This is a genomic window from Sphingobacterium sp. KH_072 (assembly GCF_057837975.1).
In genome coordinates this window covers 2,639,752-2,653,130 of sequence record NZ_CM174457.1, presented here as the reverse complement: position 1 = coordinate 2,653,130, position 13,379 = coordinate 2,639,752, and the positions used below count along the sequence as shown (strand labels likewise).

The 13,379-nt window shown below is 43.0% G+C and carries 9 protein-coding genes; 7 read left to right on the top strand and 2 right to left on the bottom strand.

The features are described from left to right. The first annotated feature begins 166 nt into the window (after positions 1-166). From rlmB to AC3IRT_RS11945, 4 genes are read left to right on the top strand one after another with little or no spacing between them, the layout of a single operon-like run. A complete protein-coding gene (rlmB, locus tag AC3IRT_RS11960; protein ID WP_489393449.1) occupies positions 167-949 on the top strand; it encodes a 23S rRNA (guanosine(2251)-2'-O)-methyltransferase RlmB in 783 nt (260 codons plus the stop codon). A 12-nt stretch (positions 950-961) separates the two neighbouring features. Then, a complete protein-coding gene (locus AC3IRT_RS11955) occupies positions 962-1,987 on the top strand; it encodes an isoaspartyl peptidase/L-asparaginase family protein (protein ID WP_489393448.1) in 1,026 nt (341 codons plus the stop codon). 57 nt (positions 1,988-2,044) lie between these two features. After that, on the top strand, positions 2,045-2,587 hold the full coding sequence (locus AC3IRT_RS11950; protein WP_489393447.1) for a TlpA family protein disulfide reductase: 543 nt from the start codon (positions 2,045-2,047) through the stop codon (positions 2,585-2,587). Between the two features lie 28 nt (positions 2,588-2,615). Then, a complete protein-coding gene (locus AC3IRT_RS11945; RefSeq protein WP_489393446.1) occupies positions 2,616-3,833 on the top strand; it encodes an MFS transporter in 1,218 nt (405 codons plus the stop codon). A 702-nt stretch (positions 3,834-4,535) separates the two neighbouring features. On the opposite strand, the gene AC3IRT_RS11940 is transcribed toward AC3IRT_RS11945, so the two are convergent. After that, complete coding sequence (locus tag AC3IRT_RS11940) at positions 4,536-6,362, bottom strand: DEAD/DEAH box helicase (protein ID WP_489393445.1); 1,827 nt, start codon at positions 6,360-6,362, stop codon at positions 4,536-4,538. 170 nt (positions 6,363-6,532) lie between these two features. Here AC3IRT_RS11940 and rpe point away from each other — a divergent pair, with 170 nt between their 5' ends. The 3 genes from rpe (at position 6,533) to AC3IRT_RS11925 (ending at position 12,825) form a co-directional block, all read left to right on the top strand. Then, complete coding sequence (gene rpe / locus AC3IRT_RS11935; RefSeq protein ID WP_489393444.1) at positions 6,533-7,216, top strand: ribulose-phosphate 3-epimerase; 684 nt, start codon at positions 6,533-6,535, stop codon at positions 7,214-7,216. 504 nt (positions 7,217-7,720) lie between these two features. Next, positions 7,721-10,492: a bifunctional aconitate hydratase 2/2-methylisocitrate dehydratase gene (locus AC3IRT_RS11930; protein ID WP_489393443.1), complete on the top strand. Its 2,772-nt coding sequence runs from the start codon at positions 7,721-7,723 to the stop codon at positions 10,490-10,492. 56 nt (positions 10,493-10,548) lie between these two features. After that, complete coding sequence (locus tag AC3IRT_RS11925; protein ID WP_489393442.1) at positions 10,549-12,825, top strand: aconitate hydratase; 2,277 nt, start codon at positions 10,549-10,551, stop codon at positions 12,823-12,825. 106 nt (positions 12,826-12,931) lie between these two features. On the opposite strand, the gene AC3IRT_RS11920 is transcribed toward AC3IRT_RS11925, so the two are convergent. Next, positions 12,932-13,351 carry a DUF5606 family protein gene (locus AC3IRT_RS11920; RefSeq protein ID WP_489393441.1) on the bottom strand — a complete coding sequence of 140 codons (420 nt, stop codon included), beginning with the start codon at positions 13,349-13,351 and terminating at the stop codon, positions 12,932-12,934. Positions 13,352-13,379 lie beyond the last annotated feature (28 nt).

The following is a 13,379-nucleotide window of genomic DNA, read 5'->3' as shown; positions in this document are numbered from 1 at the left end:
AAATAACAAATTAATCCTGATTAAGTGAAAGTTTATGATCGAAGAGAATTTAAATTTTCGAAGATCACAAGTAATTTACTGGCTATTGCAGAATGATCTTTTGCGATTGATAGCCGATTTACGTCGATTTTAATGATTACTTTTGAACTTTTAATAGTAAAAATTTATGCAGCAATTTCAACGTAGAGAGCCTCGTGGTGAAAAAAGAGAGTCGAATCAGATGGTTTTTGGTATTCGCGCCGTCATGGAAGCCATTGATAGTGGAAAAGAGATCGAATCTCTCTTCATTCAACGTGGACTAACTGGAGGGTTGCTGATGGAATTGAAAGCATTACTCAAAGAACATAACTTGCCATCACAGCAAGTGCCGATTGAAAAGTTAAATCGCATCACCGGAAAAAATCATCAGGGCGTGATCGCGATGATCTCTCCAATAACGTATCAACAAATCGAAGATCTATTGCCTACAATCTATGAAAAAGGTGAAATACCTTTGTTGTTGATGTTGGACGGTATTACCGATGTACGCAACATGGGTGCCATTGCACGTACGGCTGAATGTGCGGGTGTGCATGCGATTATTGTACCGAAAAAAGGATCAGCAGAAATCAATCCAGATGCGATTAAGACTTCCGCAGGTGCGTTGTATAAAATACCAGTTTGTCGTCAAGATTCGTTGGGAAAAGTCGGTCGTTTTTTGATTGAGTCAGGTGTACAGATGGTAGTTAGTACAGAGAAAACGGAAGATTCTATTCATGATGTGGATTACACTGGGCCTACTTGTGTGGTAATGGGTGCGGAGGATGTTGGTGTTTCCGATGATCTGATCAGAATATCCGATAAGTTGGCTCGTATTCCGATGTTTGGTGAAATTAAATCTTTGAACGTTTCCGTATCTGCAGGTGTGGTTATTTACGAGGCGATCAGGCAACGTGCTATAAAAGCCTAATTCAGTTCTAAGATGATCCGAAAAACACTGCTTTTATTGGTTGTATCTAGTTTCTTTGCATTGCAATTCGCCGTTGCGCAACAAGATACTTATGTGATGGCTATTCATGGCGGAGCAGGTACGATTCTGAAGAAAAACCTGACCGACTCGATGGAAGCGGCCTATAAAGATGGATTGAAACAGGCATTGATGGCTGGACATCGTGTATTGCAACAGGAGGGAGGTACTAGTCTGGACGCCGTGGAGGCTGCTGTAAAAGTGTTGGAAGGAAATCCTTTGTTCAATGCGGGCAAAGGTGCTGTATTTACCCATGATGGTAAGAACGAACTCGACGCTGCGATTATGGATGGTAAGACATTGAACGCTGGTGCCGTGGCTGGCGTGACCAATGTAAAAAGTCCGATCCAAGCAGCGCGCGCCGTGATGCAACATTCGGCACATGTGATGATGGTAGGAGTAGGAGCGGAACAATTCGCAAAAGAGCAAGGTTTGCAGATCGTAGATCCCAGCTATTTTTACACGGAGGAACGCTGGCAAGGATTGCAGAAAGCCAGAGCATTAGATTCTTTAGCTACGCAATTGGATCATGATGCGCAATCCCAAATTCCTGAAGTATATAAAGATTACAAGTACGGTACAGTGGGTGCAGTAGCGGTTGATCGTGCTGGAAATTTAGCAGCAGCGACGTCTACCGGCGGCATGACTAATAAACGTTATGGCCGCGTCGGCGATGCGCCAATTACAGGGGCTGGTAATTATGCAGATAATGCGACGGTTGCCGTTTCATGTACCGGCTGGGGCGAGTTTTTCATCCGATCGGTAGCAGCTTATGATGTAGCTGCACGTATGCAGTATGGTGGATTGTCTATTGCATCGGCCGCCGCAGCCGTGATCAAAAAAATAGGCGACTTAGGTGGCGATGGCGGACTAATCGCGATCAATCAAAATGGCGAGGTGGCGATGCCATTTAATACGGCAGGCATGTACCGAGGTACTATCCAAGAGGATGGTACGGTCGACATTCAGATTTATAAATAAGAAATTGAAGGTTGGCATCGCTCTGATGGCAGCCGGTTACATTAAATCACAAGTATCATGAAGCACATTTTTGTTTTATTACTAATGATGCCTTTATTGGCCGTAGGCCAATCAAAAAAGCAGACTGCTGAGACACCAGCTGTCGTACCGCCTCCTTTCACCGAGTTTGTGGAAGGCTATGAAGAGCTAAACTCTTTTGACGAGGTGCTAGAAAAATTTGCCGGACGTACCGTGTATATTGATCTCTGGGCTACTTGGTGCGGACCTTGTGTGGCCGAATTTGCCTATAAGGATGGCCTGCATGATGTAGCTACCAAACATGATATTGATATCTTGTACTTATCCATGGATCAGGATAAGGACGATCAGAAGTGGAAGGATTTTATTCAACAACGCAAATTAACGGGCTATCAAATGCGGGCTAACAAAGCTTTGTACAAAGATATCCAAGCAAAATTTTCACAAGTTTATCAAGGTCGCAAAGCATTCGGTATTCCGTATTATATCATCGCCAAAGATGGAGAAGTAGTGCTTAAGCAAGCGCCAAGACCAAGTTCTGGTGAAGTACTGTACACCGAATTGATTAACTACAGAAATTAAGACGTTCCGTCGATAAATTATTTGCTATATGGCCTCTATTTTTGCTTCGAATAATATACAGAAGCCGACTTACTCCTTATTACTCGCGGTCTGTGTAGCGCACTTGTTCAACGATTTATTGCAATCTGTTATTCCGGCTGTCTATCCGCGTCTGGAAGCGCAGTATGATCTGAGCATGGCACAGATTGGGATTATCACCTTATGTTTCCAATTATCGGCCTCCATTTTTCAGCCTGTAGTTGGCGCTTACACCGATAAGCACCCCAAGCCTTATTCTCAAGTAATCGGGATGTTGTTTTCTACGGCGGGGATGATCTCACTCGCTTATGCTGCCAATTACGAGTGGATTTTGATATCCGTTATTTTGGTTGGTATTGGCTCTTCGATCTTTCATCCCGAATCGGCACGTGTCGCTTATATGTCGGCAGGAGGCAGGCGGAGTTTTGCGCAAGCCATGTTTCAGATTGGTGGAAATACCGGTGCTGCTTTGGCGCCGCTGCTAATTGCTTGGATCGTAATCCCGAATGGCCAGCTATACATTCTCTGGTTTGCCTTGATCGCTATGATTTCGCAAGGAATCTTAGGCTATATTGGTCGTTGGTACAGTCGTCATTTACGCTCGGTGCAGTCTCGGCCAAAGAAGGCGATCTTATTACCAGAGTTATCTCCGGCAAGGATCAATTGGTCTGTCGCGATCTTATTGTTGCTGATTTTTTCTAAATATTTCTATACCGCTAGTATTACGAGTTACTTTCAGTTTTATACGATACAGCGTTTTGATTTGACGGAAGTACAGGCGCAGGTGTACTTGTTTTATTTCTTGATTGCAGTAGCGGTCGGATCTCTATTGGGAGGATTGCTAGGTGATTATGTGGGGCGCAAATACATCATTTGGTTTTCGGTACTGGGATGTGCGCCATTTACACTGCTATTGCCCTATGTGGATCTTTTCTGGACTGCCATACTCATTGTCATAATCGGACTCATTCTTTCCTCCGCTTTTGCGGCCATACTCGTCTTCGCGCAAGAATTGTTGCCGCGTAAGTTGGGCATGGTTTCTGGTTTATTTTATGGTTTTGCCTTCGGTATGGGCGGATTAGGATCCGCGTTGCTGGGTTGGTGGGCAGATCATACTTCCATCAGCTTTATCTATCAAGTATGTTCCTACTTGCCTTTGCTGGGCATGGTGGCGTACTTCTTGCCAGATATGAAAAAAGTAACCTTCCGTCCTCTGGATGCTAATTAGAAATAAGCAAATAATTTTATAGGATCACATACAAAAGTTGTGGAGTGGAGATATGTATATCGATAGATCCTTTTCTTTTTAATTTACTCGTTACGCCGATTGCTTTTTTACTAAAATAGATGGATCTATAAAACTACGGATCGGAGGAGCGACTTGACATTGGTTATAGGTTGGCTATTGCTTCGGCATACATTAACCTTAGCTTAACTGTACTGATTCTATACTACATAAATACTAAGAACGTGCGTATGGATGCTGATAAAACACGCATGATCTGCGCACCTTGCGCGGAGGTATGGCGACTATTGTAGCTACTAAAGCGCGCAAGCACGAAGTATAGGCTTCTAGTTCACGTTCAATTAAACATACTAACTACTCGGTTACATAGAGATAGCTTTGCAGAGAAGATAGATTTTGAAAAGCTGAAATGCATTGATTAGGTGATTTGCTACGGCTACGTGTTAGCACAATTTAAAGTATAGTAAAACAGGCTTTAGCGAGACGTTTCCATGCTCAGGCACCTGATTTCAGAAATCTGTTTAAAGGTGTCAAAGTATCAACTTCTTGCTATTCATGCTAACTAAATTAGTTGCTTAGTCCACAATGTTTGTACTTGATCTGTTTCTTTTTCCAGAGTACAGGTCAAAAATAAGGGGTTAACAGCATGCTGTTAACCCCTTATTCGTATTGTTAAGCTAAGATTTAGTACTTGCTTCTAGAAGAAGACGAGGATGGAGATCTGCGTTTTCCAGAGAAGTCTTTGAATCCGCCACCTTTGTTATCGTCAGAACGGTAAGAGCGTCCGCCGCTTGGACGACCACCGCCGCCACCACGAGGGCGATCTCCGCCACCGCTGCGACCGCCACGACGTTCACCGCCGCCACTGCCTTCGCCTGAAACTTCGATGCGTACACCACGACCGTTGAAGTCTACATTCTGGAATCCTTGGATTACCTTTTGAACTTCTGCATCTTGTACTTCGAAGAACGTAAATACGCCTTTCAAGTCGATTTTACCGATATCTTTACCCGAGATACGTGTGTTGTTACAGATGTAACCCAACATATCACCGCGAGAGAAATCATCTACTGATCCTAAGTTGATAAACAAACGAGTGTATCCTTTAGAACCTTCTCTACTACGGCCTTCACGACGATCTCCACGCTCACCGCGTTCACCACGATCAGAGCGAATATCACGCGCATCCACATTTAAATCTGGTGCGTTGCGGTAATAATCTAAGAACTTGTTGAACTCCAAAGAAGCGAAACGTGCGATGATCTCCTCTTTGCTCAAATCTTGGAAGTTTTCCATGATAGCAGGCAAAAATGGTTCGATCTCGTCTTGGTTAACCGTTACATTGTTGATTTTGTCAACGATTTTGAAAAGCTGTTTCTCACATACCTCTGCACCAGTTGGAACTTCTTTCTTTTCGAACGATTTACCAATGATTTTTTCGATATGACGAATTTTGCTCAATTCTTTCACGTTTACCAACGAAATCGAGATACCAGTTTTACCGGCACGAGCTGTACGACCAGAACGGTGCGTATAGTTCTCTACCTCATCTGGCAACGAATAGTTGATTACGTGTGTTACATCGTTTACATCGATACCACGAGCAGCCACATCCGTTGCAATAAGCAATTGAAGGTTGCGGTCACGGTAACGTTTCATCACGCGGTCACGCTGTTGTTGCGATAAGTCACCGTGCAATGAATCTGCATTGTAACCATCTTTCATCAACGCTTCTGCGATCTCTTGTGTTTCGATCTTAGTACGGCAGAATACAATTCCGAAGATCTGAGGATAAGAGTCTACAATGCGTTTGAATGCCGCATATTTGTCTCTTGCTCTAATCAAGAAGTACTGGTGTTCGATGTTTGCATTTCCCGTGTTTTTTGTACCTACGGTCAATTCAAACGGGTCGGTCATGTATTTCTGCGCAATACGACGTACCTCTTTAGGCATCGTAGCAGAAAATAACCATGTTTTTTTCGTGTCTGGAGTCTCAGAAAGGATATTGTTAATGTCCTCCTGAAATCCCATGTTCAGCATTTCATCTGCTTCGTCCAACACGACATAATTGACGTCGGAGAAATCAATGGCTTTACGGCCGATGATATCCAACATACGTCCTGGAGTGGCGACTACGATCTGTACACCACGTCTAATCTGACGTAATTGATCGCTGATGTTCGCTCCTCCGTATACAGCAACTACGCTTACACCGTCGATGTGTTTTGCGAAACTTTCCAAATCTCTAGAGATCTGCAGACACAACTCACGTGTCGGGCAAAGTACTAAGGCTTGTGGATGCTTTTGTGAAGGATCGATTAGTTCTAATAGAGGGAGACCGAATGCTGCTGTCTTCCCTGTGCCGGTTTGGGCTAATCCGACAAAATCGTTGTTGCCAGTCAATAAAACAGGAATGGCTTGTTCCTGGATAGGAGAAGGTTTTTCGAAACCTAACTCGGTGACTGCATTAACAATCTCATGACGGATTCCCAATTCTAAAAATGGGTTCATGAAATAAATTATACAATAGGCGATATTGCCTAAGGCGGTGCAAAGATAGTAGTAATAAGTTATAAAACCTAAAATATTATCAAACAATATTTTAGAGTTTTTTATCGATCAAAGTTTCTCGTTGTTATTTGATACAGAACCTTGTATCTTTGAACTTAATCAAAATCATCATGAACACAACTCGTCCACACCTGATTGCACCTTCTATGCTGGCGGCAGATTTTGCCCATATTCAGCGCGATGTAGAGTTGGTAAATGTGAGTCAGGCAGATTGGTTTCATATCGATATCATGGATGGTTTGTTTGTGCCCAATATATCTTTCGGCTTTCCGGTGATGAAAGCAATACATCAATACGCGACTAAACCGCTGGATGTGCATCTGATGATCGAAAATCCAGATCGATATCTTGCAGAATTCAAAGCTGCCGGAGCAAGGATTATTACGGTACATTATGAAGCTTGCACGCACCTGCATCGTACGATTGCAGCGATCAAAGAGTTAGGTTGTTTGGCTGGCGTGGCGCTCAATCCGCATACACCAGTACATTTGCTCAAGGATATATTAGGTGATCTAGATGTGGTGCTTATCATGTCGGTCAATCCCGGTTTTGGTGGTCAGAAATTTATTGATAATACCTATACGAAGATTCGCGACCTACGCTTGTTAAGCAAAGGAGTGAACGACAACCTGTTGATAGAAATCGATGGGGGAGTGAGTTTAAGCAACGCAGCCGCTTTGATTGAAGCTGGTGCAGATGTGTTGGTGGCCGGAAGTTTTGTGTTTAATTCCGCTGATCCTGCAGAAACCATTCGAGCGCTTAAAACGGTAGATGCTAGCCTACGTACAGTATAAAATATTGTCACATATTTCTTGTGATTTCTTAGTTAACACGAAGGTTAATCGACTCTTTTTCAATCTCTAATAGCTTAATTTAGAATATTTCCAAATTTAACGCTTACTTGGGTTATTTTCGTGTAAAAGTTTGTTATTTCGTATTTTTGTATAGAAGAAGGTTTCGTTTTTCTATGGTTCTTTGAGGGCGTAGGAAATCGTGAAGTTAGGTTGATGTGTGGATTATGCCAAAAGTGTCCCGATCGAAAGTCTTCTTTTAGTGTTGTGAATAAAATGAGCTAAGTTTCAAGTTAAGGAACAGTTAAGTATACCAAACGAAATTTGACGCAAATAGTATGCGTTATATTTCTTTTTACTCAATGTTTTTCGTATATTATTGAATAAGTTAGGTTTGGGTAAATAGGTTAGCGCGTGGCGTATTATTCACCCATTGATTTTGTAATAAAAAATGCAGACAGATTTGTAATTCACAAGCTGTCATTTAAATAAGAATTAAGGTTTACTATGAGTATTTACAACGAATATATACAGGAAGTTGAGGATAGAAAACAGCAAGGGCTGCATCCAAAGCCAATTGACGGTGATGAGTTATTAAGTGCGATCATCGATCAAATTAAAGATAACGAACACGAGCACAGAGCAGAGTCGTTAAAATTGTTTATTTACAATACCTTGCCCGGCACCACGAGTGCTGCCACTGTCAAGGCTCAATTCCTTAAAGAAATTATATTAGCAGAAGTTTCTGTTGCGGAGATCACGCCAACCTATGCTTTTGAGCTGTTGTTTCACATGAAAGGTGGTCCTTCTATTGCGGTTTTGTTGGATTTAGCACTTGGTGCTGATCTATCGATCGCAACACCAGCAGCAGAAGTGCTTAAAACGCAGGTGTTTTTATACGAAGCAGATACCGATCGGTTGAAAGAAGCGTTCAATAATGAAAACCCGATTGCCCGTGAGATCGTAGAAAGCTACGCTCAAGCAGAGTTCTTTACCAAGCTTCCGGAAGTTCCGGAAGAAATCAAGATTGTCACCTTTATCGCTGGTGAAGGCGATATCTCTACAGATTTACTTTCGCCAGGAAATCAAGCACACTCGCGATCTGATCGTGAGTTGCACGGTAAATGTATGATCACGCCGGAGGCGCAACAGCAGATTCAGGATTTGCAAATGCAACATCCAGACAGCAGCGTCATGCTTATTGCCGAGAAAGGCACCATGGGTGTTGGGTCTTCGCGGATGTCAGGTGTGAATAACGTCGCATTATGGACCGGTAAACAAGCAAGTCCATATGTTCCCTTCGTGAATATAGCACCAATCGTAGGTGGTACCAACGGTATATCACCTATCTTCTTGACCACAGTTGATGTAACTGGTGGTATCGGTATCGATCTGAAAAACTGGGTCAAAAAAGTAGATGCGGCCGGAAATGTGGTACGCAACGAAAAGAACGAGCCAATTCTAGAAGAAGTTTACTCGGTGGCTACCGGTACGGAATTGACCATCAATACCAAAACTAAAAAGCTTTATCAAGGCGGTGAAGAGCTGATCGATATTTCCAAAGCATTGACGCCACAGAAAATGGAGTTTATCAAAGCGGGCGGCTCTTATGCCATCGTTTTCGGTAAGAAAATCCAAACATTTTCGGCTCATCTGCTAGGTATTGAAACACCACTGGTTTTTGCCCCTTCGAAAGAAGTGTCGGTAGAAGGACAAGGATTGACAGCTGTAGAGAAAATATTTAATAAGAATGCCGTTGGTATTACGCCGGGTAAAGTGTTACACGCTGGATCAGACGTGCGCGTCCAAGTCAATATCGTAGGATCGCAAGACACTACGGGTTTGATGACGGCACAGGAATTGGAAGCGATGGCGGCAACAGTAATATCGCCGATCGTGGATGGAGCGTATCAGTCGGGTTGTCATACAGCGTCTGTTTGGGATAAAAAAGCGCAAGCCAATATTCCAAAATTGATGAAGTTCATGAACGGTTTTGGATTGATTACTGCCCGCGATCCGAAGGGAGAATATCACGCGATGACGGATGTTATTCATAAAGTGCTCAATGATATTACCATCGACGAATGGGCAATCATTATTGGTGGTGACTCCCACACGCGAATGTCCAAAGGAGTCGCATTCGGTGCTGACTCTGGAACCGTAGCCCTAGCTTTAGCTACAGGTGAGGCTTCTATGCCAATCCCAGAATCGGTAAAAGTGACCTTCAAAGGTGGTATGAAAGAGCACATGGATTTCCGCGATGTAGTACATGCAACCCAATCGCAGATGTTGCAGCAGTTCGGCGGAGAAAATGTTTTCCAAGGTCGGATTATTGAGGTGCACATCGGTACGTTATTGGCCGATCAAGCCTTTACATTCACGGATTGGACCGCAGAGATGAAAGCCAAAGCATCTATCTGTATTTCACAAGACGATACCTTGATCGAATCATTGGAGATTGCAAAAAGCCGTATCCAAATCATGATCGAAAAAGGCATGGAGAACAAAAATCAAGTGTTACAAGGCTTGATTAATAAAGCGGATAAACGTATTACCGAAATTAAGTCGGGCACTATTCCTGCTTTGACGCCAGATGAGAATGCCAAATACTACGCAGAAGTGGTGATCGATCTAGATATCATTGACGAACCTATGATTGCCGATCCAGATGTGACCAATAAAGACGTTTCTAAGCGCTATACGCACGATACTATTCGCGATCTATCGTTCTATGAAGGTACTAAAAAAGTAGATCTTGGATTTGTTGGTTCGTGTATGGTGCACAAAGGTGATTTAAAGATCGTAGCCCAAATGCTCAAGAATTTAGAAGTGCAAAAAGGGAAGGTAGAATTCAATGCACCGTTAGTGGTAGCGGCGCCAACCTATAATATTATTGATGAGCTAGAAGTAGAAGGAGATTGGGAAATCCTACAACGTTATTCTGGTTTTGAATTTAGTGACTTGATGCCTAAAAACAACGCTCGTACAGAATACGAGAACATTATGTATTTGGAGCGTCCAGGTTGCAACTTGTGTATGGGTAACCAAGAGAAAGCGGCGAAAGGTGATACCGTAATGGCGACTTCAACACGCCTTTTCCAAGGTCGTGTCGTAGAAGATTCAGAGCGTAAAAAAGGAGAATCTCTACTCGCTTCTACACCAGTAGTCGTATTGTCAGCAATCTTGGGAAGAATACCGACAATCGAGGAGTACAAAGTCGCAGTAGAGGGCATTAACCTTACAAAATTTACACCACTTGACAAACAATTGGTGAGCTAATCTGTAATAGTTTTATCTATTAACAGACAAATTGAGAAGAGATAAATTATAAGTATATGGCTTTTGATATCAATATGATTGAAAAGGTGTACAGCCTTTACGAGGAGCGTGTAAACGCTGCTCGTAAAGTTGTTGGAAAACCTTTGACTTTAGCGGAAAAAATTCTTTACACGCATTTGTGGAATGGCAATGCAGAAGAAGCATACGAGAGAGGACAATCGTATGTAGATTTTGCACCAGATCGCGTAGCGATGCAGGATGCTACAGCTCAAATGGCCTTATTGCAATTCATGCAAGCCGGCAGACCCAAAGTAGCCGTACCGTCGACCGTACATTGTGATCACTTAATCCAAGCGAGAGATGGTGCGCAGCAAGATTTGACGCGTGCCAAAGAAGAGAGCTCTGAGGTGTTTAATTTCTTGAGTTCGGTTTCTAATAAATACGGTATTGGCTTCTGGAAACCAGGTGCTGGTATTATTCACCAAGTCGTATTGGAAAACTATGCATTCCCTGGCGGAATGATGATTGGTACGGATTCGCATACGGTGAATGCTGGTGGATTGGGCATGGTAGCGATCGGTGTTGGTGGTGCAGATGCCTGCGATGTGATGGCCGGATTGCCTTGGGAATTGAAATTTCCAAAATTAATCGGTGTTAAGCTTACCGGTAAATTATCTGGTTGGGCAACATCAAAAGATATTATCTTAAAAGTTGCTGGTATCTTAACCGTAAAAGGTGGTACCGGAGCTATCGTAGAATATTTTGGTGAAGGTGCACAATCACTTTCTTGTACTGGAAAAGGTACTATCTGTAATATGGGCGCTGAGATCGGTGCAACTACGTCTACATTCGGGTACGACGAATCGATGGAACGTTACTTACGCGCTACCGATCGTGCGGATGTAGCTGATGCAGCCAATAAAATCAAAGAGCACCTTACGGGCGACGATGAAGTGTATGCCGATCCAGAAACGTATTTCGATCAAGTTATTGAGATTAACCTTTCTGATTTGGAGCCATCATTGAATGGTCCTTTTACACCAGATTTGTATACGCCGATCTCACGCATGCGGGATGAAGCAGAAAAAAATGGTTGGCCAACCAAAGTAGAGTGGGGATTGATTGGTTCTTGTACCAATTCTTCTTATGAGGATCTGGCGCGAGCAGCCTCTATAGCCAAACAAGCTATTGATAAAGGTCTGGTGACTAAAGCAGAATTTGGTATCAATCCAGGTTCGGAGCAAGTGCGTTACACCGCAGATCGCGATGGTTTGCTAAAAACCTTCGAGGATCTAAACGCTACTTTATTTACGAATGCTTGTGGTCCTTGTATTGGTATGTGGGATCGTCCAAATGCTGACAAACGGGAAAAGAACACCATTGTGCACTCATTCAATCGTAATTTTGCAAAACGGGCGGATGGTAATCCAAATACGTATGCCTTTGTTACATCACCAGAAATGGTCGCTGCGATCGCGATATCCGGGGATTTAGGGTTCAACCCAGTGACCGATACCTTGACCAACAAAGATGGTAAGCAAGTGAAATTGGATGCGCCAACAGGAGATGAATTACCAGCCAAAGGATTTGCAGTGGAAGATGCCGGTTATCAAGCACCAGCAAAAGATGGATCGGATGTCTCTGTAGATGTGGCCGAAGATTCTGATCGTTTGCAACTGCTTGAACCATTTGATGCTTGGGAAGGTACCGATTTGAAAGGTTTGAAATTATTGATCAAAGCAAAAGGAAAATGTACCACCGATCATATTTCTATGGCCGGACCGTGGTTAAAATACCGTGGTCACTTAGATAATATCTCTAACAACCTATTGATCGGTGCAGTGAACTTCTTCAATGATGAAACCGATACCGTCAAAAATCAACTGACGGGAGAATATGGTGCCGTTCCTGCTACGCAACGTGCCTACAAAGCAGAAGGGATCGGTTCGATCGTAGTCGGTGATGAAAACTATGGTGAAGGATCGTCACGCGAACATGCGGCGATGGAACCGCGTCACTTAGGTGTTCGCGCGGTTTTAGTAAAATCATTTGCGCGTATTCACGAAACGAATTTGAAGAAACAAGGGATGTTGGGCTTGACATTTGCCGACAAAGATGATTACGATAAAATTCAAGAAAATGATACGTTCGATATCATAGGTTTGACGGATTTTGCTCCGAATAAATCATTAACCCTCGTATTGCACCATGAAGATGGAAGCTCTGAGGAGATCGAAGTAAACCATTCGTATAATGCACAACAAATCGGCTGGTTCAAAGCTGGTGCAGCATTAAATATCATTCGTCAGAAACAAGCTGATAAAGCGGAGTAATCTGATCACTGACGATTAGTTATCGGAAAAAGGCCGGATTTATGTGATGTAAATCCGGCCTTTTCTTTTTATAGTAAACCTTCGTTGGAGATTATACCTCCAACGTTTAAGCTTGCTGCTCTTCGCCTAAAGGCTCAGGAGCCTCCTCGTCGAACAGCGGAAGTTCTTTGATAATAGTGTACCAAGTGATGACTTTCTTGATATCAGAACTGTACACACGACTTTCATCATGTCCAGGAGCGACTTCTCTGAAGAACTCACGCAAGGTATTGCCATCGGCTTTCACCGCTGGAACCTCAATATCTCCTGTTTTCAACGTTTCGAAAATTTCCAATAAGCGGATTTCCTCTTCTTCGCCATAGATGGTGATATCTTCCAATGTCGCCATTTTACTGTTCGACATATTGATCACTGACTTTACTTTTGCCGCATCTAAGCTCTCCAAAATAAAACCACCTTTGTTATTGCCGATCAATTTAAATAACCCTGGCTTTCCCGTTACGGATACTAATCCTCTTAAATTCATGCTTCTTGTTTGTAAGTATTAGCGAATG

Bases quoted from the DNA above. Each gene is read 5' to 3' on its own strand.
- rlmB (WP_489393449.1), top strand. From the start codon at position 167: ATGCAGCAATTTCAACGTAGAGAGCCTCGTGGTGAAAAAAGAGAGTCG.
- AC3IRT_RS11955 (WP_489393448.1), top strand. From the start codon at position 962: ATGATCCGAAAAACACTGCTTTTATTGGTTGTATCTAGTTTCTTTGCA.
- AC3IRT_RS11950 (WP_489393447.1), top strand. From the start codon at position 2,045: ATGAAGCACATTTTTGTTTTATTACTAATGATGCCTTTATTGGCCGTA.
- AC3IRT_RS11945 (WP_489393446.1), top strand. From the start codon at position 2,616: ATGGCCTCTATTTTTGCTTCGAATAATATACAGAAGCCGACTTACTCC.
- AC3IRT_RS11940 (WP_489393445.1), bottom strand. From the start codon at position 6,362: ATGAACCCATTTTTAGAATTGGGAATCCGTCATGAGATTGTTAATGCA.
- rpe (WP_489393444.1), top strand. From the start codon at position 6,533: ATGAACACAACTCGTCCACACCTGATTGCACCTTCTATGCTGGCGGCA.
- AC3IRT_RS11930 (WP_489393443.1), top strand. From the start codon at position 7,721: ATGAGTATTTACAACGAATATATACAGGAAGTTGAGGATAGAAAACAG.
- AC3IRT_RS11925 (WP_489393442.1), top strand. From the start codon at position 10,549: ATGGCTTTTGATATCAATATGATTGAAAAGGTGTACAGCCTTTACGAG.
- AC3IRT_RS11920 (WP_489393441.1), bottom strand. From the start codon at position 13,351: ATGAATTTAAGAGGATTAGTATCCGTAACGGGAAAGCCAGGGTTATTT.